Raw genomic sequence first — 22,268 nt, 5'->3', positions numbered from 1 at the left:
GATCAGGGCCAAAAAAAAGCGACTTGTTACAGTCGCTTCACTCGTTATCATTTTGTATGGAGCCAAACTCTCTAATGCAAGATCCGGGTTTTGATGGTGCCGGGAATTAAATTAAGTTGTTCAAAAGCTTCTGCGGCATCATCGGTTTCTACATCCACCACTACATAACCAATATTTTCATTTGTTTGCAGGTACTGGGCGGCGATGTTGATATTTTTCTCGGCAAACGCCAGGTTGATTTGGATCAATACACCTGGAGTATTTTTATGAATATGCAACAAACGCGAGCGTTGTTTATGCTCAGGCAAAGAGACTTCAGGGAAGTTAACCGCCGATAAAGTCGAGCCATTATCACTATATTTCGCCAGCTTACCTGCCACTTCTATACCAATGTTTTGCTGGGCTTCCTGAGTACTGCCTCCGACATGGGGTGTTAAAATCACGTTGTCAAAAGCACACAAGGGTGATTCAAATATTCCACCGTTAGATTGCGGTTCCACGGGAAAGACATCTATCGCCGCGCCGCCTAATTTACCACTTTGTAATGCTTCTACCAGGGCAGGAATGTCGATAACAGTGCCGCGAGCGGCATTCATCAAAATAGCCCCGTCTTTCATACAGGCTAATTCTTTTTTACCGATCATATTCTGGGTTTGCGCGGTTTCCGGTACATGCAAACTCACTACGTCAGAGGTACTAAGCAGCTTTTCCAGAGTTTTTACCTGTGTGGAGTTACCCAAGACCAGCTTATCTTCTATATCAAAAAACTGGACCCGCATGCCCAGGTGTTCAGCCAAAATGCTCAACTGAGTACCGATATGCCCATAACCGATAATGCCCAGGGTTTTGCCTCTGGCTTCGTATGAGCCGACGGCACTTTTGTCCCACTGCCCTCGATGAGCCTTGGCATTTTTTGCCGGTATTCCCCGCAGCAACAAAATAATTTGCCCAAGAGCCAATTCAGCCACCGAACGAGTATTAGAAAAAGGGGCATTGAACACCGGGATCCCGCGTTTTTGGGTCGCGTCCAGATCGACCTGATTGGTGCCAATACAAAAACAGCCTACCGCCACCAACTTACTGGCGGCTTCTATCACATTTTCATTGAGTTGGGTTCTAGACCGGATGCCAATAAAATGCACATCTCTGATCTTTTCAATCAGTTCGTCTTCAGTTAAGGATGTCTTTAAGTACTCGATATTCTCGTAACCGTTAGCACTTAAGGTATCCAAGGTACTCTGGTGTAACCCTTCGAGTAATAAAATTTTGATTTTGTCTTTAGGCAGCGAAACTTTACTCATTGAGGTATCCAAATTGATGAAGGAAATTTAAGACATCTGGACGTCTATTTGCAAGAGAAAATAGCAGAACTCGTCTCCAGAAGAAAGCATAACAGTTAAAAACATGCATAAATTTTCTACATACTGCAGTACTTAGTTAGTTAGTAGGGATTTGACCACTTGTTCGAATCGCGGATCATCGGGATCCGACAGACGAGTGCTGACCACCACTTGCCCCTGGCGATTAATAAAAACCGTAGTTGGTGTGCCTTGCACGTGAAAAAGCTGGGCTACCTTTTCGCCGTGAACCAGCGTAATAAAAGACATTCCCCTGGCCTCTAGCTCAGCCTGGGGGCTGGCATCGCCGTCCTCCATGATGCTGATTGCTATCATCTGTAAACCTTGGGCGCGATATTGACGATACAACTTGTCCAACCCAGGTTGTAGCTTTTTACAGTAAGGACACCAGGTGGCCCAAAAATGTAGAATAAGCGGTTTGCCGGCAAAATCTGTGGACTGTACCAGCATTTCAGCTTCGTCAGACAGCGACCAGGCAGGCGCTAAAGGCAAGGCGCTTGTGTGCTCTTCGTTTTGCCCTTGCCCATGCCCAGAAATCGTTAGGGTGAGTAAGGCCAGAAAAACAGACAGACAACGGGTAGTTAAACTAGGAGACAGCATAATATTCAGCTAATAAATACAGATACAAACAAGATAGTCTCTAGCAAGATTATCTTTCAAGTAATTGTCCCGCGATCCAACTTTCAAAAATTAAACAGGCTGAGGCGCTATCAATTTTTTGTTTGTCGAGTTTTTTAAAGCCCCCCATTTCAAACAAGCGCGCTTTGGCATCTACAGTCGTCAGGCGTTCATCATAGGTTTCAACCGGTAGTCGATATTTAGCATTCAGGCGATTAGCAAATTTCTTAGCCGAAAAAGTCACTTGTTGATAACTGCCATCCATATTCAGTGGCAAACCAACCAGAGCGATATCCGGCTGCCATTCCTCAAACAACTTGGCAACCAGATCCCAATTGGGGATACCATCCTGGGCTTTAATAGCATTTAACGGCGAAGCCGTGCCGGTGATTTCCTGACCCACCGCCACACCGATACTTTTGGTGCCAAAATCAAAGGCCAATACGGTGCGCCGGGATAGTTTGCTCATAGGGGTTTGCCCGTCATATGGTAAGTTGATTTGTTAATGCCCACTTCCAATGGGTTATGCATGCCCCATATCCGGACCTATTTGCCAAATATCTATACCCAGTTTTTGTACTGCCGCTTCCCATTTTTTGTGGATAGGAACCTCAAATAACAGCGCCAAATCCGCTTCGACCATCAACCATGAATTGGCTTGGATCTCTTCTTCTAGCTGCCCTGCCGACCAGCCAGCATAGCCAAGTGTGATCAGGGATTTAGCGGGCCCGTTTTGGTTGCCCAATGAGGATAAAATATCTTTTGATGTAGTCACCATAATTTCTGAAGTGAGCTCCATACTGGCACTCCAGCCCGGTTGGGAAGTGTGTAGGATAAAGCCGCGATCCTGACTGACCGGTCCTCCGGCCAGTACGATATCCTCTGCCTTATCATCATCCACCAAGGCGTTTTCATCCGTCTGACCGATGAGCTCTTTTAAACTCATGCCAACGGGTTGATTGATCACCAGCCCCATAGCACCGTGCTCGTTGTGCTCACAAATGTAGGTCACAGATCGGGAGAAATACGGATCCTGCATGCTGGGCATGGCGACCAGTAAATAATTTTGCAAACTTTGCATATTGATTACAACTTCTCCTTCAGCGGTGTGTTGATACTAACGATTAGTATTAACCATAAGCCGTTTTTCGATGGCGTCAAATAACATACCTGTGATGTCTACATCATAGGCGGCTTCAATTTCCCGCACACAGGTGGGGCTGGTCACATTGATTTCAGTGATACGATCGCCAATGACATCCAGACCAACAAAAATCAGGCCTTTTTCAACCAGCAAGGGCGCAATACTTTGTGCAAGACGGCGATCCGACTCAGACAAGGGTTGTGCTCGGCCTATGCCCCCGGCAGCTAAATTTCCCCGGGTCTCGCCTTTTTGGGGCAAGCGAGCCAAACAATATGGCACCACTTGTCCGTCAACGATTAAAATACGTTTATCACCGTCGGCAATTTCAGGCAAATAGCGCTGAAACATGGCATAGCGGGTACCCAGTTCTGTCAGGGTTTCGATGATCACCCCCAGATTGTTACCGTCCGCTTTAACTCTAAATATCGACGTTCCCCCCATGCCATCCAGGGGTTTGCAGATGATATCTTGGTGCTGTTGATGAAATTCGCGGATTAGAGCCGCTTTGCGGGTGACCAAGGTATCTGGAATTAACTCCGGGAACCAGGAAGTAAATAATTTCTCATTAAAATCACGCAAACTTTGCGCTTTATTGACGACTAATGTGCCGGCTTGCTCCGCTAACTCAAACATTTGGGTGGCATACAAAAATTCGCCGTCAAAAGGGGGATCCTTGCGCATTAAAATCACGTCTAGCTCGGCTAACCCTCTATCCTCTGAGGCTTCAAGCTTGAACCACTGCTCGGGATCTTGCTGTACGCTCAATGAGCGCATCTGCGCCATAGGTTTGCCATTTTGCAGATACAGATCGGACATTTCCATATAATAAATTTCATAGCCCCGTTGTTGTGCACACAACAACATGGCAAAACTGGTGTCCTTTTTAATATTAATGGAGCTAATTGGATCCATCACTACGCCAAGTTTAATGCTCAATGTCATTCCTTATTAAATAGAAAACAATACCGGTCCGGTAATCGCAACGGCAAAAAGATAGATTACCGTAATTTTGAGGTGATTCGGCTAAATTCAAGCACTGAACTGACAAAGCCTAGCAAATAAGTGGAAATAACTGGCCTAAAAGTAATAAACACCACGATTACACGGTTAACCTTGTTAGGTCTTTGTCACTGCCAGTTTAAGTTGCGCAAATTATTTGAGCGTAAAATTTAAGCGATGGATCCCAAACAGATGAATAGACCACGCCGATTTCAACGAATTTCGGCACAAAACTCTTCGAGGTGAAAACGATATTTCCGACCAACCTTTACCTTGTCACCACTACACAAGTGGGCGATGTATTCACCGTTTGAATTAGGCGTGAGGCGGGTCAGTTTGTTCGTGTTAAGTATTGCCGAACGGCTGACGCGGGGGAAATGTTGCTTATCCAGTTCACTTTCCAGTTGTTTGAGGGTTTTACGAATGATATGACTACCATCTTGCGTATGCACACACATGTAATCTCCAGCGGCTTCGATCCACAAGATACTGTCAAGTTTGACCCTAACCCATTCTGAACCGCATTTGAGAGAAATAACCTGTTGCAATTGACTCAATTGGCTTTGCGTAGAGACCTCCAGATTATGGATGAAACTGTCAATCGAGTTACCTGTCTTGCGATACAACAACTCATCCAGTTTTTGATGTTGCAGCATGGTTTGTCCCTCATCGCATGTTTGCAGCAAAGTATTGATACATTGATCTAAGCGTTCATCAGAGAAAGGTTTGAGTAGATAATCTACTGCTTTGCACTCAAAGGCCTCAAGGGCGTATTCACGAAAGGCGGTGACAAATATCAGTTTGCACACATTGTTCTCGGCTCGCAGTCGCTGAGCCAATTCAATACCAGACATACCCGGCATTTCAATGTCTAAAAAAATCACATCTGGCTGGCTGAGCTCAATGATTAATAAGGCGTCTTTCGCATTCTTACAATTGCCGATTATCTTGAGATTTGGGTGAGAGGATAGATGCAAGGATAAACTTTCCCGAGCCAAGCATTCATCATCAATCACTAGTACACACAAGGGATCCATAGAGCCCTTCCCCTTTACACACTGTTAGCTTGCTGGTTTTTGCACATTTGCATAGGTCAACCGTGAGTAACCTCTTGATAGTCATTCACAGATGTTTCTCAAACCGACGAAAGCCAGCTGCAGCTCAGTAAACTTTTCATTAAATGTAGATTTACTATCTGTTTAAGCTGAAGTGACTGCAAGTCCGAAATGTAACAACTTATTCAGAATGAGAGGCGCGAATAACGTGTGAACACAGTTTTCTGACCAGTCTAAAAAAGTTGGCTAGCCGTCGGCCACTCTTGCGCCTATTAATCAGTATTGATTTAGTTAGTCGTCGTAACACTTTAAAAAATTGAAAAGATAAATTACATGCAGTTGGCAGCGCAGAGTTTTTTGATGCAGACTTAGTAAAGGAAAAGTTAAAAACGGGAAGAAATACTGTAAAAAAGTAGAGGGCTATGTTTTGCAACATAACCCTCTAGCTGATCTAGGAAACAATACATGTTTAAAAAACACATATAGGTCGGGTCACTACGCCGACATGCAAAGTATAGGACCACAATATTTCCAAATGGCAATTATGTGATGAAACGTGCAAATGATGGGGTAAAACCAGGTATCTGCCCACCGCAAGGTTATTGCCTCGCTAAAAAACCAGTGATATTGGCGCCAACAAGCTCACCACAGTGAAACCGTAACGAACGACCACAATAGAACGAAATACCGCCCCCATGGTATGACTTGATTTGTCTGCATTTCAGCTACATCAGGCCACAAAGTGTAAGGTCAAAAAATCGTTACTGGTTCTGCTGGCCAAGTGCAAGTTAGCATTAGCGCTTGGCCAGCTTTTGTGAGTAATCTACATTCACTCTCGCGGCTAATAACTGACCGGTTTTATTCGCCCGATTAGAACGCGCAAAGTTGATTGGGTCTTGACCATTACAGACCAGGCCTTTCATTATACGCCTGACATCTATCCCACTGTCCTTTATCGCTACATGTAACCTAATGCGGCTGTCACTTTTTATCGCCTCGCAAATTCTCACTAATGACTTTTCCAACTCTGGAGAGATATAATTGGCGTGAGCTGACCCCCCGGTAAATAGGCCCAGACTCAACACACTAACTAGTATTAATTTTTTCATCTTCTTTCCCCTTAGGAAATTATCCAAATAAGCCCATAATCGGGCCAGGTCAGATAATAAGTAGAGAATAAAAGTGACAAAGTTAGGGCAAAATCGTTAAACGGCGTGCATATGAGATAAATCGATGGATAGGCGAAAAACCAGGGCCAGTCGACTCCTGGAATCAAGTTTTGGGCGCGAAAATAATTTATTTTGTTACATTCAAAATATCAATCAGGCAAATCTTAGCCCCTACAAAGCCACTCTTAGGTATACATCGTCAGAGAATAATAAGCCGAAATTAGCTTTATTTAACGACTCTGAATTTAGGTAACGGCGGATATCAGGGATTGGTTAGTGCAACTTGCGAATTGCGAATTGGCACTATACAAGACGATTGCAGTACAAGCGTCAATTTTCCGGTGCAGTGCCCTTGTATATGCGCTTTCGATCTATGTTCGTTAGCTAATAAGTGGGCACGCGTAATAACTGGCTTGGAAACGCCCTAAAAGGCGTTATCTTGGTGGATCTTGATAAACAGTGGCGTACCGTGTTTACTGTAATCCACTTTGTATTCTTTACCGTTTATGGTTTGAATGAATAATAAAGTTTTTTCTTCCCCAAATACATCACCCACGGTGACATCGACCAGTTCCATATCTAACATTTTTGCATCACGCTTATTATCGGGAATGGGGCCGGTATATTCTTTGATGTTCTTATGCGTCACGATAATTGGCGGGTTGTCCTCACCATTAATAACCAGTAGATCTAATTTTCTGATTTTATGAATAAGGGTATTACGACCACTAACTAAAAATGGCTTTTCGGTCATCTTGTTCTCCATTGTGAAGCAAAGAGTGTGAGTGATAGCTCACTTATAACTGAAAGATAACAAAGTTTATTTCCCCTTGCACATCTTTGTTAATGACTCTGGCACCTTTGAGACCTCTGCTACAACAAAAATCCGCCATTCATTCCACTCAACATCTCTTTTTAGTCACAGATCTTGCGTGGTATTGCACTGCAATTTTCAGGTAGACTATCACCTGTCGAATAAGCCTAAATTTAGTAACAAGGACGTATATTCATGAGAAAACTGTTTTTAACCTTATTAATCCTGTTACTAAGTGGGGCACTCATCGCCCCCAAAATCATTTCTGGGCGGGTGCACGACGACTTAGCTAATACCGTTGCCTATATTGACAACAATCCGTTTTATTCCGCTAAAATAACCAAGATTTCGTCAGGCTGGTTTAACACCACAGCCACCATTGAAGTATCAATCATGCTGAATCTACCCCAGCAAGGTCCCGCAATTCTGCCATCTTCGAAGACCACGACCTTTAATTTAGATTTTAGCGCCGAACACGGACCCATAGTTTTGACCCCGCAACCCAGTTTGGCCTGGTTGACATGGCACATAGAAGCGTCAGGAGAGTCATTGCGTTCAGTGCTTTTATTTGCAGACAATGCGCCTTTGTACCAAATTAGCAGTACCACTGATTTATTAGGTTGGTCGAGTTTTTCCGATGTCTTGCAGCCCTTTACAATCGGTGCCCAGCCCACCCTAGCAAAAGGCAGTTTTTCTGGCTGGAAGGGCAGCGGCACTTATTCCCCATTACAGTTCAGTTATCACGGCAATACTGAATCGCTCATTCTCAACTTAGAATTGGCCAAACTTGAAATGAAAAACGCACGTATCAATCTCGATGCCCAGGCCAGCCTGGCTGAGATATTTGCTGGCTTGTTACACAACTCATTTTCGCAATTACATTTCGAGACGCTCACCTTGAGCAGTCCTGTCGATACCCAAAGTGTTTTAATTGACGACCTACAACTGACTTCAACCTCCACAGCCAATGAAAACAATACATTAGCCAATCTAGAATTAGCCATGGCCGCCAAGTTGGTTAGCGCTGGGGATATAAGTGCCCAGGAGTTACAACTTAACATTCAGCTCAACCATCTTAATGGCAAGTTTATAAAAGCTTACCAGGCCTATATCGCCGAGATGCAACTTCTACCATCGGGTCAAGAACCGCAACAGCTGCAAAGTTTTCTGCAGCAGCACCTGCTCGTTCAGTTACAGGCAAGTCCGGAATTAAATATATCAAGATTACAGGTCAAGCTGCCCCAAGGTGAATTTAGCGCTCAGCTGCATACAAAAATAGCGGCGGTAGACACCCTGCCCGTGGAGTTATTTGAACGCCAGTTTTGGTTGTCACATCTTGTGGCTGACGCTTCCGTTACCGCAGACGAAGAAGTGGTTACGTATATCACCAAAGACATAATAAAATCCCGGCTCGCCCCGCAAAGCACCCAATACTCAGAACAGGAACTGGATGACTATGCCGGTCAACAAGCCGCGACACTCATCGACGCGCTGCAGGGTAGTGTGTTCAAACAAACCGCTACTGGCTTTGAAACGACATTTTCAATGGCAGACGGCCAAGCAAAATTGAACGGCCAGCCTATTCCATTACCCATAAACTGATCAAGAGGGTGTTAGCCCCGCCTAATGCGGCAGGAACAAGCGTTTCGTTCATTTTTTAGGCAAACCGTCATTGAATTAGTAGCAAACAGATGACAAGCAATTTAAAACTGCTTATACTGCGCGTCGTTTTATTCAAGCGATAATGTATTGATCTTGGATAACACAGCATAAATAAAATTTGGCCCGATAGCTCAGTTGGTTAGAGCATCCGACTCATAATCGGCAGGTCCCCTGTTCAAGTCAGGGTCGGGCCACCATTTTCTCGTTAGTAATTACCAATCTCATTTTATCTTATGTTCCCTGAACGACTTTTCATGTTATCTCAGAAATAAATTTATCCATCAAAGTGCTCTTCCCTTGAATAAATACTACTTCTTCAGTATCCCTTTCTTAAAGGCCACCTATATTACCTATTCAAGTCAGTGGTTTTACATGCTCGCAATGGTCACCGCCATTGTTGATATTTTCGTTAATAATAAGTCTTTGCACACGCTTGCGCTTGAAATTATCCCTCGTAGATAACAGATTTACTTGTTATATTGCGCGCCACACTTAGGTTTTAAGCCTGTGGCGTTTCGCTAACAGCTTAGATTAAATGGGAATCTGGTGAAATACCAGAACTGTACCCGCAACTGTAAACAAGCCCTTTCGCTCACATATTGTTAGCCAAAACCGCCTTGTAAGTCAGATACCAGCCTTGTTTCACCCTTTATTTATTTTCGCGCGGGAATACGTGATTAACATAATGCCTTGGCGGCGCCTCGTGCCCTCAGTTATGTGTAGTCCTGCTTTATTTGAGTGCTCAATTTGACCATCAATTGTACGCAGGCGGCATGTTAAATTCCGCAAACCTAATTGCTAAGCAGCTGTCTTTTCACATTGGTGACAAGGCTATTTTGTCTGACATCGATATCAACCTCGCTCGCGGCCAGGTTTTGGGTGTACTTGGACCAAACGGAGCTGGTAAAACTACCTTGCTCAAAATGCTCTCTGGGCAACGTAATAGCCGTGGCAAAGTGAGTTGGTGTGGCAAAACCTTAAGCGATTACAGCCTTATTGAAAAAGCGCGGCAAATTGCTGTGGTCAATCAACTTAATGAAAGTGTATTTGCCCTAAGCCTCGAACAAATTGTATGTATGGGCTGGCTCCCCCATAAAACGCTTTTATCCCGTGAAACCGAACATGACAAATACCACTTGGCCAAGGCGATCGCCAAAGTGGGCCTCACCGATAAAACCCATCAAACCTTTAGTTCGCTTTCTGGCGGCGAACAACAGCGAGGTCTAATTGCCCGTGCTCTAGTGCAAAAAGCCGCACTAATAGTGCTTGATGAGCCGGTCAATCATCTTGACATTTATTATCAACATCAAATACTTAAACTGCTGAGAAGCCTTGCTCATCAACAACAGATAACCATAGTGATGAGCCTGCATGATTTGAATTTAGCGGCAAGTTATTGTGACCACTTGTGTTTGCTGGATGAGGGGAAATTGATAGCCCAAGGGCCACCCGACAAAGTGCTAAACACCCAAACAATCAAAGACGTATTTAATATTCCCTGCCTGGTCAGGCGCGACACAATCAATCACAGTCTGCGTGTGGACTTTTACCCTCAGGGTGAACTTGAATTTGCTACCAAGATTGAGTCTTCCAATATAGAGCAACTGGCGCGTGGATGTCCATGATCAACAAGTGGTCATTATTGGTGTTATTAGCTCTTACCTCTGCTTTTGTGGCGCTATTTTTCGGCGCTGCCGAGTTATCTGCCGGCCAACTTTATCAATGTGTGCTCCATGAATGTGTATCGCCAATAAATTCATTAATTTTTTGGCAGATACGTATGCCCCGTGTTGTTGTTGGCTTTTTGGTAGGCGCTGGCTTAGCCGTAGCGGGGGCTACGTTGCAAAATATTACCCGCAATGGGTTGGCCGATCCGTATTTATTTGGGGTTGTTTCTGGTGCAGGTTTAGGTGCCAGTATTGCTACCTTATTATTCGACAGTCAACTGGGTGAAAACATGGGATTGTTAGCCATCTTGCCTGGGCTTTCTTATTCATTAGCCTTACCCATTGCCGCATTTTTAGGGGCGGTGTTGGCAGTCACCCTAGTGCAAGTATTGGCAGCCACCTCTTTTGGCAGTCGCGGCGAATACATGCTTCTGGCGGGCGTGGCCGTATCTTTTATGTTTAGCGCCTTGAGCCATTTCCTGCTGTTTTTGGGTGATCCGTTTGCAGCTAACAAAGTTATTTTTTGGTTAATGGGCAGCCTCGCCCGAGTAGAAATTTGGTACGCCTGGATCATCTTACCTGTGGTGTTAGGCAGCGTTTTGTTGCTGCTGCTATTTGGTCAGCGCCTGGACGCCCTGTTATTGGGGGATGAAAATGCCAAAGCCCTTGGGGTGAATGTCACCGCACTGCGCATGCTGGCCTTGGGTATTTGCGCAGCGTTAACGGCGTGCATAGTTGCCTACTGCGGCGGCATCGGTTTTGTGGGTTTAATGATCCCCCACATAGTACGCACTTGGGTGGGTGTTACCAGTCGCCCTCTCATTCTGGGCTGCGTATTAGTCGGAGGAAGTTTTATGGTCTTGGTCGACATACTCGCCCGCTCGGCGCTGCCGGAGCAAGAAATACCTATCGGCATCATTACCTCTGCAATTGGCAGTGTGTTTTTCTTAGTCGCCATCAGGCAGCGACACACCTAAAAATACTAATAATAAGGGCATAAACTTGAACACTGGATCGTTAACGAACAAGCCAGTTAACACTGAGCAACTTAGCCATGGGCAATCGACAGCTGAATACGTAATACAAACAGGCTCACGCTTTAGCAACAAATATTGGCAAATCCCTAGCTTAAACGAGACACATTTACCGTTAATTGAGCAGCATATTAACAATAAAACCAAGCCCGTGGGGGCCCTTGGCCAACTTGAAACCCTGGCTCGCCAATTGGCGCATATCCAGTGGCATGACAATATACAAACCAACCAGATCCATATCAAACAACCTGTGATGTTAGTTTTTGCCGGCGACCACGGTATTGCGCGACATAACATCTGCATTGCGCATCCGGAAGTAACAGGCCAAATGGTAGCCAATTTTTTAATCGGTGGGGCGGCCATAAATTGTTTTTGCCGCACCCTGGGCTGGAAGCTTCAAGTGATTGATGCAGGAATTTTACAGCCCATAAATAACCCACCGGCTATGCTCCTTGAGAAACGCATCGCTGCTGGCACCGCAGATTTTTCGGTCGCCCCTGCCATGAGCGAAGCCCAGGCAGAGCAGACATTAGAATACGGAGCACAGGTGGCCAAGCAACATATCGCCCAAGGCAGCAATGTTTTAGCCTTTGGTGAAATGGGCATTGGCAATACCAGCAGTGCCTCGGTGCTGTTATCGCTACTGAGTGGTTTATGCCCAGAGGATACAACGGGCAAAGGCACGGGTATTACGAATGACCAACTGGCACAGAAAATAAGCTTGATCAGCGATGCAATTACCCGGGTAGGCCACAGTCACGGCACCCAGGCATTCTCCCCTAAAACTGCATTGACCGAAGTGGGTGGTTTTGAAATCGGCCAAATCGTTGGCGCCATGTTAGCCACCGCGGCGGCGGGTAAAACAATCTTGGTGGATGGTTTTATTGTCAGCGTGGCGGCGTTACTGGCAGTACGTATCGCTCCTCGCGCCTTGGATTTCATGGTATTTGCTCACTGCTCTGCCGAACAAGCCCATCAGAAAGTACTGGCGCAATTAGATGCCAAACCTTTATTATCGCTTGGGTTGCGCCTAGGTGAAGGTACTGGTGCGGCATTAGCCCTGCCTTTGTTGCAAGCTGCGGCAAGTTTTTATAATGATATGGCGACCTTCGAAAGCGCCCATGTCACTGTTTAGAAACCAAGCATGTTGACCTGGTTAAGTCATCAATATAATTTGCTATTGCTGGCGCTGAGCTTTTTCACGCGTCTACCGCTGTCGCAAAAAATAGCCTACAGCCCAGAAAAAATGCACCAGGCGGGTCAGCACTTTGCTATCGTCGGGTGGTTATTAGCCTTGCTGTTAAGTGGTTTTCATTGGCTGTTATCAGCACATATTGGCAGTGCACCCAGCTTATGTTTATTGCTGATCCTGAGTTTATTACTCACCGGAGCGCTACATGAAGACGGCCTTGCCGACACTTGTGATGGTTTTTGGGGCGCAACTGGTCGTGCGCGTAAATTGAGCATAATGAAAGACAGTCAATTAGGCACCTACGGTACCTGTGCGTTGGTGACGACTCTGCTGACAAAGTTCATTTTATTGAGTGCCTTAGCCCAGCAAAATCATTTATTGTTAAGCCTATGTATTGCGTATCCCCTATCCCGGGGCCTGGCTATTTCCCATGTTCAGCACCTGGCTTATGCCCGTATTAACCGTCCCTCTGGCGAACAAGACAGTGGTAAAAGCCAAGCCTTAGCGAAGCCCTTTACAAAAAAGTCGTTGCTGTGGCTAATGATTAGCAGCGCCTTTGCCCTGGTATTTATCCCCGTGAAAACGGCACTGCTGCTGTTGCTCGGCTGCGTATTATTACGTTTTGCACTTAAACTCTGGTTCAACAAACATATCGGCGGCTATACCGGTGACTGTTTAGGTTTCGCCCAGCAATGCCAAGAATTACTTATTTACCTGCTGTTGTTAGCCATGTTTGCACCCCGCACCACAGCTGACACTGCGCAACTCATCCCATTATGAAAAGACTATTACCATGTTACATCTAATACTCGGCGGTGCCCGCTCGGGCAAATCTAACTTTGCTGTGCAACAAGCCTTGGCGCTAAGCCGCATTAAAAAGCAAAATGTCACGTATGTGGCCACCGCCACTGCAACGGATACTGAAATGAGCAGGCGCATTACTCGCCACCAACAAGAGCGCCCAGTAGAATGGGGGCTGGCAGAAGTGCCCTTACAATTAGCAGAATTTGTACGCCACAATGACGGCCCTATCCTACTGATAGACTGCCTGACCTTGTGGTTAAACAACCAGCTTTATCAGTCTGCACAACAAGATTTTAGTCTTTTGTTTACGGATCTTAGCGCCGCATTAACCACCAGTTCAGCGGATATCTTCCTGGTCGCCAACGAAGTAGGATTAGGCATTATTCCTGTGGGTGAGCTTACTCGTCAATTTGTCGACCAAGCAGGTTGGTTAAACCAAGCCATAGCTAGCTGCGCTGATCATGTAACCTTTGTGGCGGCCGGTTTACCTCTGCCACTAAAAAGGCCACGTTAGATGTCGACATCTTCTCCCAGCGTATTTAATCTGCTGCGCCACGGTCAAGTCACTGGCCCCGCGGCCCTAAATGGCAAAACGGATATAGCGCTGAGTAAACAAGGCTGGCAAAACATGCAAACACAGCTCATTTACACTGCCCTGCCAGACAATATCGTCACCTCACCCTTGATCCGCTGTGGTGCTTTTGCCGATAAGTTAGCCCAACAGTTAAAGCTGCCTGTTCAAGTTGAGAACGATTTGCAAGAGTGTGATTTTGGCGATTATGATGGCATTGCATTTGATGAACTCAGCGCCCAGTGGTTACAACTGAATGCCTTCTGGGAGCAACCCTATACACACACCTTACCTCAAGGCGAGCCTTTACAAGCCTTTCATTCTCGTGTGGCCAAGGTTTGGCAACGTTTACTAAATGAGCACAAAGGGCAAAACAACCTGATCATTTGTCATGGGGGGGTTATTCGGCAAATCCTCGCCCAAGTACTGCCTGTAGACTGGAAAAATGGCGCTTGGTATCGCCAGTTGAATATCGATTACGCCAGTCTTACCCGTATTACTGTGGCTGATCACCCCGAGGCAAAACCCCGGGTAGAATTTATCGGCAGACCAGCGTTTGATGGGAGCCCTTACTAGTGAAGCAAGCTGCACTTCAAACAAGTACTGAGACGGTAAACAGATACGCCCAAACTGCTAATAAAACATGCGCCACCATAATGATCCAAGGTACCACCTCAGATGCGGGTAAAAGTATGTTGGTAGCGGGTTTTTGTCGCTGCCTCAAAAATATGGGCTACCGCGTTGCCCCTTTTAAACCACAAAATATGGCACTTAACAGCGCCGTCACCCAAGATGGTGGCGAAATAGGCCGTGCTCAAGCGGTGCAAGCCCAAGCTGCATGTGTAGCGCCCAGCGTTCACATGAATCCCGTTTTGCTTAAACCCAGTTCAGACACCGGCGCCCAGGTGATTATTCACGGCAAAGCCATATCTGATATGCAAGCCAAGCAATACCATGACTACAAAAAAGTGGCAATGCAAGCCGTGCTGGCTTCACACCAGTACTTAAGTACTGAGTTTGAGGTAGTAGTGGTTGAAGGGGCGGGTAGCCCGGCGGAAATAAATTTGCGCGAAGGGGATATTGCCAATATGGGTTTTGCCGAAGCGGTTGATTGCCCGGTGATCATCGTGGCGGATATCGATCGCGGTGGGGTGTTTGCCCAGCTTGTGGGCACACTTGAGTTATTATCGCCCTCTGAGCAAAACCGGGTGGTCGGGTTTGTGATCAACAAATTTCGCGGCGATATCAAGCTACTCGAGTCAGGCTTAACCTGGTTAGAACAGCGCACAAACAAACCCGTGCTTGGGGTTTTGCCTTATATCCACAACCTGCAACTGGCTGCTGAAGATGCAATACAAGCAGACCAGATCCTGGATCCAGCGCAAATACGTTTACGCATTGCCGTGCCAGTATTCAAACGCATCAGCAACCATACTGATTTCGATATGCTGCGGGTGCAGCCTCAAGTTGAATTGGTTTTTGTGCGACAAGGATCGCCTATTCCCCCAGTAGATCTGATCATTTTACCCGGCAGTAAAAATGTACGCGCCGATCTGGCCTTGCTCAGACAGATGCAGTGGAACAGAGACTTAGCGCGTCACCTGCGTTATGGCGGAAAAGTATTGGGTATTTGTGGGGGTTATCAAATGTTAGGCAATACCATTGCCGATCCACTGGGTATTGAAGATCTGCCAGGTATTAGCCAAGGTTTAGGCTACTTGCCTATTAACACCGAATTACGTCCGCAGAAGCATCTTACCCATAGCCAAGGCGAATTATTAATTACCGCTACAAAAACCCCCATAATAGGCTATCAAATCCATGTGGGTCACAGCACGTATGCCGAAGGTACCAAACCATTAATTCGTTTGCATGATGGGCAAAACGAAGGTTGCATCAGCGTTGACAATCAAGTGGCCGGCAGTTATTTACACGGGTTGTTTGACTGCCCAGCAGCCTTGCAACAAATACTCCACTGGGCAGGCGCTGAAACAGACTTAGCCGAAGATTATGCTCAGCAGCAAGAGCGCGAAATAACTCGTTTAGCCCAAGTCTGCCAGCAATATTTAGACTGGAACCAGATCGAAACATTCATCCGTAATCAATTTATCACTGCAATAGAAGAATAAACCATGTCAGATAAAAAAGATGATAACGCCCGTCACAAGGCACGTATGCAACAACAAAAAAGCAAAGTTGATGAGCGTATTGCCAATGCCCAAGCTGAAAAAGGCGTATTGATTGTGCTGACCGGTAACGGTAAAGGTAAATCCACCTCGGGTTTTGGCACAGTCGCCCGCGCCGTGGGCCACGGTTTAAAAGCAACCGTAGTACAATATGTTAAAGGTACTTGGCCTTGTGGTGAGCGCGATTTACTGGAAAAACTCGGCGTCGAGTTTCATGTGATGGGTACAGGTTTTACCTGGGAGACCCAAGACAAACAAACCGATATCGCCGCGGCGCAAAAAGCCTGGACGTTCAGTAAAATCTGTTTGCAGGATCCGTCTATCAATTTGCTTTTGCTTGATGAAATTACCTACATGCTGACCTATAAGTACCTTGAATTAGACGAGGTTTTAAATGCTTTGGCCAATCGCCCAGCGCACCAGCACGTGGTGATCACCGGCCGGGCTTGTCATCGCGCAGTCATTGAGTTGGCCGATACGGTAAGTGAAGTACGCCCCATTAAACACGCATTTGAAAACGGCATAAAAGCGCAAAAAGGTATTGATTGGTAATGGCAAAATATATTTTGGCCATCATGCTGGTGCTCGGCGTAATACACACATTTAACAGCTTCGGTGCTGAAAACGATAGTACATCTGTGGCTAACATTGATGAAATACGTAAACTGAGTCAACAAGATCGGCAAAAACTGCGCATTGTGGCATTAGCGCCGCATATCGTTGAATCCTTGTTTGAGATAGGTGCAGGGCAGCAAATTATTGCCACCACTGCCCATGCCGATTATCCACAAGCCGCTCAAAAAATTCTGCAAATAGGCAACTATGCCCGCCTACAAATTGAAAAAATCGTGCAGTTACAGCCAGACCTAATTATTGCCTGGCAAACCGGAAATCCCATGGCGGATCTGGCCCGTTTGCAGAAATACCAGCTCAATGTGGTGTATTCAAAGCCACGCAAGCTCGAGGATGTGGCCAAGGAATTGATTTGGCTGGGCGAATTAACCGGGCGCGAAAAAGCCGCCAACACTGCCGCAGCAGTGTATTTAAGCAAACTCAATACTTTAGAGCAGCATTACGCCCATGCTACACCGGTTAGAGCCTTTTACGAACTGTGGTCGCGGCCGTTACGTACCGTCGCCCAAGAAGCCTGGCCACAGCAGCAAATTGCGCTTTGTGGCGGAGAAAATCCGTTTATGCATGCTCAGGATGACTACCCGTCGGTCGGGTTAGAGCAAGTGTTAGTGACCCTGCCTCAGGTGGTTATTCAGCCAACTAAACATGCTGCCGACAGCCCTGATTTGTTAGACTGGGTCCAGTGGCAACATATTCCCGCGGCTAAAAATAACTTTATCTTTCATCCAGATGCCGACAAAGTGCACCGCATGACCAGCCGTATGCTGGATGAAGTGACCCTGATGTGTGAACAAATTGACCGCGCGCGGCAATTTTACCAGCGTTCGTCGTCGACCAAATAGTCGTAGTCGATAATCGATAGTCGATAATGCAAAACACTCATGCCCCCACGCAGTTCTATTTATGTCGCCACGGCCAAAGCTTATCTAATGCCAAGGGCGTGCTGCAAGGCCAGTCTGAAAGCCCACTCACCTCACTTGGGGAAGAACAAGCACTCGTATTGGCGAGCAAGGCGCAAAATTGGAATATTCAGCACGTGGTCAGTTCACACTTAGGCCGCGCCGTGCAAACCGGCGAGATCTGTGCCCAAAAACTGGCAGTTGAACACAGCGCCGTAAGTGACTTCGCCGAGCGCCACTTAGGTGACTGGCAAGGCCAAGCTTTGGGAAATTTGCCCGAGTTTACGACCTACCAGCAATTTTGTTATCAACAAACTAATATTCCCGCCGGCACACATGGTGAAACCACTCAAACGGTGCAAAAACGTATGTTGCACGGGTTATTGCAATTAGCACAGCAATTCACTGGCTTGAATATTCTTATTATTAGTCACGGTGATGCGCTAGCCTGCTTAATGAGTCTATTTATAACGCCACTGGCCTTAAGTAATGCCCAGGGAATGCAGCTAAATTACCAGCCTGATAATGAGCAGTTACAATGGGCAGGTCTACTTGACTGAGCTTTGGCTGATTGGTCTACAACTGGCGTTTGCCCTGCTCCTCGACCGCGTTTTTGCTGAACCGCGGCGCTTTCACCCACTGGTTGGCTTTGGCCATTTAGCCAACTGGCTTGAACACAAAAGCAATTGTTATACTCCATTGGCGTTAAAAGCTCGCTCGGCCCGAATCGCCCGGATAACAGGCTGTGTCTGCTGGGCAATATTGGTATTGCCCCTTCCCCTGACTTTGTATTTTATCGACAGGAGCGCACCCATTTGGTGGTTGCTCAATAGCCTCATTCTATATTTAGCCATTGGCCTGCAGAGCCTTAAGCTGCATGCCATGCAAATATATTACCCGCTGCAGCAAGGCAATTTATGCCGTGCTCGGTATTTTACTGGCTACATGGTAAGCCGTGAAACCGCTGAATTATCTCCTCAGGGCATGAGCCGCGCCACGGTAGAGTCCGTATTAGAAAACGGCCACGATGCCGTAATTGCCAGCCTATTTTACTTTGTGATTGGCGGTGCGCCTTTGGTGGTACTGCATCGCCTCGTCAATACACTTGATGCCATGTGGGGTTACAAAAGCCCGCGCTTTCTATATTTTGGTTGGTGGGCCGCCCGCGCCGATGATTATTTGGGCTGCCTTAGCGCTTATTGCACCTCAGTGTTATACGCGCTGCAGGCGCCGCACAAACACTCGCCATTGTTTTTCTATCACCTTTTGCACTATTCATGGCAACAAGCTTGCCGCTATAAAAGCAAAAATGGCGGATTGTGCATGGCCACAGGCGCGAGCGTGCTGGGGTTTCGCATTGGCGGTCCTTCACGTTACCAGGGTAAAACCATCAATAGCCCGGTATTAGGCCAAGGTCGCCCAGTACAGCAGCAGGATATTCCATCAAGCGTGAAGCTCATACAACGCAGTAGTTGGCTATTTGCTTTGGCCGTGATCGTCGCGGGAGTCATCTTTGATGCCTTTATCATCATAGTTTCTAAGTATTTTTAAAGGGTAAGTTTATGTCACACACCTTAACGCACGGGGGGCAGCTATCCACGATTGCCAAACACTATGCCATTCCACTGGAAAATTGGTTAGACCTGTCAACCGGCATCGCTCCAGTCGGCTATCCTGTTGGCATATTACCGTCAGCGTGCTGGCAGCGTTTACCCGAAACAAGCCCTGCCATACTCGACGCTGCTCGTGACTATTACAAGACGGCAGACTTGCTCGCCACCGCAGGTAGTCAAAGTGTTATTCAACTACTACCTCAGCTATGCCGACAACGGGGTTTTAAACAAGCTCGGGTATGGCTACCCACTGTCGGATACCAAGAACATAGAAAAGCATGGAAAAACGCACATTACCGCACCCTTGATTACCTAGACAGCTCCGACCTGAACCTGATTGAACAGGGCGATATTGTCCTTCTGATCAACCCCAATAACCCTACAGGCGAACTACACACAACAGCGCAAGTCTCTGTCTTGCTGGCCAAGGTTAACGCCCAAAAAGGCTTATTAATTATTGATGAGGCCTTCATGGACGCCACGCCTGAACATTCAATGGCGCCATTGCTAGGCAGTGAAGGCGGCTCGGTTAATAACGATAACAGTAGAGACTCGCTGATCATCTTACGCTCAGTGGGAAAGTTTTTTGGTTTAGCCGGCATACGACTGGGGTTTGTCATTGCCAGTGACTTTTGGCTAACGCCCATTGCACGTGCCCTAGGCCCATGGTCAGTCAGCGGCCCTGCGCAGTTTGTGGGTATACAAGCCTTAACGGATATATACTGGCAGCAGGAGCAAGGTACCGTGCTTAATCGCTTAAGTAACGCCCTGCATGGCGTGTTAACTCGGGTGTTTGAAAATCCCGTTCGAGGAACCAGTTTATTTAAAACCGTATTCACCCCACACGCTCCAGCATTATTCGATGCCCTGTGCCACCAAGGTATATACGTACGCTTATGCGATGAGAAAAACGCCCTGCGCTTTGGTATTCCTCACGAAGTAGGGTTAAAACGACTAGAGAATGCGCTACACACCTTGTCAATTAAGCGCTTACTCTGCGGTACTGACTAAAGGTCATGGCCAAATGATCTAGCAGCGCCCGGATGCGGGCAGGTAAATGCCGATTGGATGCATACACGGCATTCAAAATGAATTCATTGGCTTCGTGCTCTTCAAACAACAACTGCAAACTGCCATCTTTTAGATAAGGTTCGGTGACATACATTGGCCCCATGCCGATACCTAAACCTTGCGCAGCCATTTGCGCCACAGCTCTTGGGGAGTTAGACGCAAATGTCCCATGCACATTGACTACCAAAGGTTGACCATCCACTTTGAATTTCCAATTTTCAGGATCAATTTGAGACTTTTGCAATAAGCAGTTATGAGTAGCCAACGCACTTGGATGGGCCGGTTTCCCGTGGCGCGCCAAATATGCTGGTGAAGCGAACACCACTATGGGCATGCTCATGAGCTTTTTGGCAATTAGCGTCGAGTCTTGCAACTGACCGAAACGCACTGCTACATCTACACCTTCATCGATAATTGCCACTCGCTGATCAGACAAATTTAGCTCTACACTAATGTTTGCATGCTGATGTAAAAATGGCTCAAGAGCGTCCACCAGCTTGGTGCTGCCAAACGCCGTGGGCGCCGTTAAGCGTATTATGCCCGCCAGCGATGCCTGGCGATGCTGGATCACATCCTCTAATTCATCAAACTGCTCCAGCAACGGCACGCAACGTTCAAAATAGGCACGTCCGGTTTCGGTAAGTGTCACGCTTCTTGTGGTGCGGTGAAAAAATAACGCCGTATGCTTTTTCTCCAACTGACCAATGTATTTGCTGGCTAACTTGGTGCTTATTCCAAGTTGCTTGGCCCCGCCGGTAAAGGATTCTTGTCGCGCTACAGCCACGAAGGTGCGCATGCCATCTAGGGTGTCCATGCATATATCCCGTTTGTTTCAAACCATTTTATAATGTACGTAGTGTACATAGTTATTCTTTAAATCAACATATTGTTCATAGAACAACCTGCGTCTATTATTTGTTCAACGTAAGCGAGTTAAATAACCCGCTGCAAAAAATGAAGCCATGTCTATCAAGGCAACCAACAAAACGTGCAACACAACTATGGAAAGGTCATACCATGTCAAATGCCATCCGAATTCACTCATTCCCATTATCAGGCCACGCTCAGCGTGTAGAACTTTTTGCTAACTTAGCGGGCATCGCCCATGAAGTTATCAATGTTGACTTACCTGGCGGTGAACACAAACAAACACCATTTCTGACATTAAACCCTGCAGGCCAAGTGCCGGTGCTTGAAGATGGTGACATTGTCATCTCAGACTCAAATGCCATCTTGGTGTACCTCGCTCGTAAATATGCCCCGGCATTTTTACCCACAGATGCCGTGCAAGAAGCGCAAGTCCAGAAATTTTTAAGCTTAGCAGCGGGAGAGATTGCTTTTGGTCCTTGTGCTGCACGCCTTATAACCGTGTTTAACGCCCCCTTAGATGCCGATTTTGCTCAGGCGATTTCAACCAAAGTATTGGCTAAGCTTGAGGCCCATTTAACTGGTCGCAACTTCTTGGTTGGCGATAGTGTCTCCATTGCCGATGTTGCCATTTATACCTACACGGCCCACGCACCAGAGGGCAATGTGTCCTTGGAACCTTACCCAAATGTGCGTCGCTTTTTAGCCAATATTGAAGCGCTAGATGGCTTTAAACCCATGGCAAGTACCAAAGCCGGTTTGCTTGCTTAAACGCGTTTAATAGTTTTGACCCGCCGTTGGGGGCTAAAGAACTTAGCCCGCACATTTATCAACTAAGGGTGTAACGCCGCTTTTTACTGCACCGGAGAAAATGATGCTCCCCAATGATAACGACCCCCCTTTCCATATAGG

23 protein-coding genes, 1 tRNA gene and 1 riboswitch are annotated in these 22,268 nt (G+C 46.6%); of the genes, 15 read left to right on the top strand and 9 right to left on the bottom strand.

The window, feature by feature from the left end; translation table 11 throughout:
• Positions 1–71: 71 nt before the first annotated feature.
• The 8 genes from serA to AC3RV5_RS05525 form a co-directional block, all read right to left on the bottom strand.
• Complete coding sequence (gene serA, locus AC3RV5_RS05560; RefSeq protein WP_489730967.1) at positions 72–1,301, bottom strand: phosphoglycerate dehydrogenase; 1,230 nt, start codon at positions 1,299–1,301, stop codon at positions 72–74.
• Positions 1,302–1,433: 132 nt separating this feature from the next.
• Complete coding sequence (locus tag AC3RV5_RS05555) at positions 1,434–1,958, bottom strand: TlpA family protein disulfide reductase (RefSeq protein WP_489730966.1); 525 nt, start codon at positions 1,956–1,958, stop codon at positions 1,434–1,436.
• Between the two features lie 49 nt (positions 1,959–2,007).
• On the bottom strand, positions 2,008–2,445 hold the full coding sequence (ruvX, locus tag AC3RV5_RS05550; RefSeq protein WP_489730965.1) for a Holliday junction resolvase RuvX: 438 nt from the start codon (positions 2,443–2,445) through the stop codon (positions 2,008–2,010).
• 54 nt (positions 2,446–2,499) lie between these two features.
• Complete coding sequence (locus AC3RV5_RS05545) at positions 2,500–3,057, bottom strand: YqgE/AlgH family protein (RefSeq protein ID WP_489730964.1); 558 nt, start codon at positions 3,055–3,057, stop codon at positions 2,500–2,502.
• 36 nt (positions 3,058–3,093) lie between these two features.
• A complete protein-coding gene (gshB, locus tag AC3RV5_RS05540) occupies positions 3,094–4,056 on the bottom strand; it encodes a glutathione synthase (RefSeq protein ID WP_489730963.1) in 963 nt (320 codons plus the stop codon).
• Positions 4,057–4,331: 275 nt separating this feature from the next.
• Entirely contained in the window at positions 4,332–5,156 is an 825-nt protein-coding gene (locus AC3RV5_RS05535) for a LytR/AlgR family response regulator transcription factor (RefSeq protein ID WP_489730962.1), read from the bottom strand.
• Between the two features lie 812 nt (positions 5,157–5,968).
• Positions 5,969–6,283 carry a DUF3718 domain-containing protein gene (locus tag AC3RV5_RS05530; protein ID WP_489730961.1) on the bottom strand — a complete coding sequence of 105 codons (315 nt, stop codon included), beginning with the start codon at positions 6,281–6,283 and terminating at the stop codon, positions 5,969–5,971.
• A 484-nt stretch (positions 6,284–6,767) separates the two neighbouring features.
• The gene (locus AC3RV5_RS05525) at positions 6,768–7,097 is read right to left on the bottom strand and encodes a hypothetical protein (RefSeq protein ID WP_489730960.1); all 330 of its coding nucleotides are present in this window, start codon (positions 7,095–7,097) and stop codon (positions 6,768–6,770) included.
• A 255-nt stretch (positions 7,098–7,352) separates the two neighbouring features.
• Between AC3RV5_RS05525 and AC3RV5_RS05520 the strand changes: the two genes are divergently transcribed.
• The 14 genes from AC3RV5_RS05520 (at position 7,353) to cobD (ending at position 20,429) form a co-directional block, all read left to right on the top strand.
• Positions 7,353–8,759 (top strand): DUF945 family protein, encoded by a 1,407-nt coding sequence (locus tag AC3RV5_RS05520; protein ID WP_489730959.1) that lies wholly within the window; start codon positions 7,353–7,355, stop codon positions 8,757–8,759.
• 180 nt (positions 8,760–8,939) lie between these two features.
• A tRNA-Ile gene (locus AC3RV5_RS05515) sits at positions 8,940–9,016 on the top strand.
• Positions 9,017–9,313: 297 nt separating this feature from the next.
• A riboswitch (cobalamin riboswitch) is annotated at positions 9,314–9,457 on the top strand.
• 135 nt (positions 9,458–9,592) lie between these two features.
• On the top strand, positions 9,593–10,444 hold the full coding sequence (locus AC3RV5_RS05510) for an ABC transporter ATP-binding protein (protein ID WP_489730958.1): 852 nt from the start codon (positions 9,593–9,595) through the stop codon (positions 10,442–10,444).
• The gene (locus AC3RV5_RS05505; RefSeq protein WP_489732100.1) at positions 10,441–11,463 is read left to right on the top strand and encodes a FecCD family ABC transporter permease; all 1,023 of its coding nucleotides are present in this window, start codon (positions 10,441–10,443) and stop codon (positions 11,461–11,463) included. The genes AC3RV5_RS05510 and AC3RV5_RS05505 overlap by 4 nt, the downstream gene beginning before the upstream one ends.
• Positions 11,464–11,566: 103 nt before the next feature.
• Complete coding sequence (gene cobT, locus AC3RV5_RS05500) at positions 11,567–12,655, top strand: nicotinate-nucleotide--dimethylbenzimidazole phosphoribosyltransferase (protein WP_489732099.1); 1,089 nt, start codon at positions 11,567–11,569, stop codon at positions 12,653–12,655.
• 9 nt (positions 12,656–12,664) lie between these two features.
• Entirely contained in the window at positions 12,665–13,492 is an 828-nt protein-coding gene (cobS, locus tag AC3RV5_RS05495; RefSeq protein WP_489730957.1) for an adenosylcobinamide-GDP ribazoletransferase, read from the top strand.
• Positions 13,493–13,505: 13 nt separating this feature from the next.
• Complete coding sequence (cobU, locus tag AC3RV5_RS05490; protein WP_489730956.1) at positions 13,506–14,030, top strand: bifunctional adenosylcobinamide kinase/adenosylcobinamide-phosphate guanylyltransferase; 525 nt, start codon at positions 13,506–13,508, stop codon at positions 14,028–14,030.
• Positions 14,031–14,663 (top strand): histidine phosphatase family protein, encoded by a 633-nt coding sequence (locus AC3RV5_RS05485; RefSeq protein ID WP_489730955.1) that lies wholly within the window; start codon positions 14,031–14,033, stop codon positions 14,661–14,663.
• Positions 14,664–14,743: 80 nt separating this feature from the next.
• Positions 14,744–16,216, top strand: coding sequence for a cobyric acid synthase (locus AC3RV5_RS05480; protein WP_489732098.1), 1,473 nt, complete (start codon positions 14,744–14,746; stop codon positions 16,214–16,216).
• 3 nt (positions 16,217–16,219) lie between these two features.
• A complete protein-coding gene (gene cobO, locus AC3RV5_RS05475; protein WP_489730954.1) occupies positions 16,220–16,825 on the top strand; it encodes a cob(I)yrinic acid a,c-diamide adenosyltransferase in 606 nt (201 codons plus the stop codon).
• A complete protein-coding gene (locus AC3RV5_RS05470) occupies positions 16,825–17,748 on the top strand; it encodes a cobalamin-binding protein (protein WP_489730953.1) in 924 nt (307 codons plus the stop codon). The genes cobO and AC3RV5_RS05470 overlap by 1 nt, the downstream gene beginning before the upstream one ends.
• 26 nt (positions 17,749–17,774) lie before the next feature.
• The gene (locus AC3RV5_RS05465) at positions 17,775–18,365 is read left to right on the top strand and encodes a histidine phosphatase family protein (RefSeq protein WP_489730952.1); all 591 of its coding nucleotides are present in this window, start codon (positions 17,775–17,777) and stop codon (positions 18,363–18,365) included.
• On the top strand, positions 18,358–19,356 hold the full coding sequence (locus AC3RV5_RS05460; RefSeq protein WP_489730951.1) for a cobalamin biosynthesis protein CobD/CbiB: 999 nt from the start codon (positions 18,358–18,360) through the stop codon (positions 19,354–19,356). The genes AC3RV5_RS05465 and AC3RV5_RS05460 overlap by 8 nt, the downstream gene beginning before the upstream one ends.
• Positions 19,357–19,367: 11 nt before the next feature.
• Positions 19,368–20,429: a threonine-phosphate decarboxylase CobD gene (gene cobD, locus AC3RV5_RS05455; protein ID WP_489730950.1), complete on the top strand. Its 1,062-nt coding sequence runs from the start codon at positions 19,368–19,370 to the stop codon at positions 20,427–20,429.
• Here the strand turns inward: cobD and AC3RV5_RS05450 are convergent.
• Positions 20,401–21,303, bottom strand: coding sequence for a LysR family transcriptional regulator (locus AC3RV5_RS05450; RefSeq protein WP_489730949.1), 903 nt, complete (start codon positions 21,301–21,303; stop codon positions 20,401–20,403). The genes cobD and AC3RV5_RS05450 overlap by 29 nt on opposite strands.
• A gap of 203 nt (positions 21,304–21,506) precedes the next feature.
• On the opposite strand from AC3RV5_RS05450, the gene AC3RV5_RS05445 reads away from it, so the two are divergent.
• Positions 21,507–22,127, top strand: a complete 621-nt coding sequence (locus AC3RV5_RS05445; protein ID WP_489730948.1) for a glutathione S-transferase family protein — start codon at positions 21,507–21,509, stop codon at positions 22,125–22,127.
• Positions 22,128–22,268: the final 141 nt, after the last annotated feature.

Source organism: Paraglaciecola sp. IT1134 (genome assembly GCF_058068185.1).
The sequence above is the reverse complement of the archived record's forward strand: the minus strand, read 5'-3'. Positions and strand labels throughout refer to the sequence as shown.

Excerpts from the sequence above, each read along its gene's own strand:
- serA (WP_489730967.1), bottom strand. The coding sequence starts at position 1,301 with ATGAGTAAAGTTTCGCTGCCTAAAGACAAAATCAAAATTTTATTACTC.
- cobS (WP_489730957.1), top strand. The coding sequence starts at position 12,665 with ATGTTGACCTGGTTAAGTCATCAATATAATTTGCTATTGCTGGCGCTG.
- AC3RV5_RS05470 (WP_489730953.1), top strand. The coding sequence starts at position 16,825 with ATGGCAAAATATATTTTGGCCATCATGCTGGTGCTCGGCGTAATACAC.
- ruvX (WP_489730965.1), bottom strand. The coding sequence starts at position 2,445 with ATGAGCAAACTATCCCGGCGCACCGTATTGGCCTTTGATTTTGGCACC.
- AC3RV5_RS05505 (WP_489732100.1), top strand. The coding sequence starts at position 10,441 with ATGATCAACAAGTGGTCATTATTGGTGTTATTAGCTCTTACCTCTGCT.
- AC3RV5_RS05520 (WP_489730959.1), top strand. The coding sequence starts at position 7,353 with ATGAGAAAACTGTTTTTAACCTTATTAATCCTGTTACTAAGTGGGGCA.
- AC3RV5_RS05485 (WP_489730955.1), top strand. The coding sequence starts at position 14,031 with ATGTCGACATCTTCTCCCAGCGTATTTAATCTGCTGCGCCACGGTCAA.
- AC3RV5_RS05465 (WP_489730952.1), top strand. The coding sequence starts at position 17,775 with ATGCAAAACACTCATGCCCCCACGCAGTTCTATTTATGTCGCCACGGC.
- cobU (WP_489730956.1), top strand. The coding sequence starts at position 13,506 with ATGTTACATCTAATACTCGGCGGTGCCCGCTCGGGCAAATCTAACTTT.
- AC3RV5_RS05555 (WP_489730966.1), bottom strand. The coding sequence starts at position 1,958 with ATGCTGTCTCCTAGTTTAACTACCCGTTGTCTGTCTGTTTTTCTGGCC.
- AC3RV5_RS05525 (WP_489730960.1), bottom strand. The coding sequence starts at position 7,097 with ATGACCGAAAAGCCATTTTTAGTTAGTGGTCGTAATACCCTTATTCAT.
- AC3RV5_RS05510 (WP_489730958.1), top strand. The coding sequence starts at position 9,593 with ATGTTAAATTCCGCAAACCTAATTGCTAAGCAGCTGTCTTTTCACATT.
- AC3RV5_RS05545 (WP_489730964.1), bottom strand. The coding sequence starts at position 3,057 with ATGCAAAGTTTGCAAAATTATTTACTGGTCGCCATGCCCAGCATGCAG.
- AC3RV5_RS05480 (WP_489732098.1), top strand. The coding sequence starts at position 14,744 with ATGATCCAAGGTACCACCTCAGATGCGGGTAAAAGTATGTTGGTAGCG.
- AC3RV5_RS05535 (WP_489730962.1), bottom strand. The coding sequence starts at position 5,156 with ATGGATCCCTTGTGTGTACTAGTGATTGATGATGAATGCTTGGCTCGG.
- AC3RV5_RS05530 (WP_489730961.1), bottom strand. The coding sequence starts at position 6,283 with ATGAAAAAATTAATACTAGTTAGTGTGTTGAGTCTGGGCCTATTTACC.
- AC3RV5_RS05450 (WP_489730949.1), bottom strand. The coding sequence starts at position 21,303 with ATGGACACCCTAGATGGCATGCGCACCTTCGTGGCTGTAGCGCGACAA.
- cobO (WP_489730954.1), top strand. The coding sequence starts at position 16,220 with ATGTCAGATAAAAAAGATGATAACGCCCGTCACAAGGCACGTATGCAA.
- AC3RV5_RS05445 (WP_489730948.1), top strand. The coding sequence starts at position 21,507 with ATGTCAAATGCCATCCGAATTCACTCATTCCCATTATCAGGCCACGCT.
- cobD (WP_489730950.1), top strand. The coding sequence starts at position 19,368 with ATGTCACACACCTTAACGCACGGGGGGCAGCTATCCACGATTGCCAAA.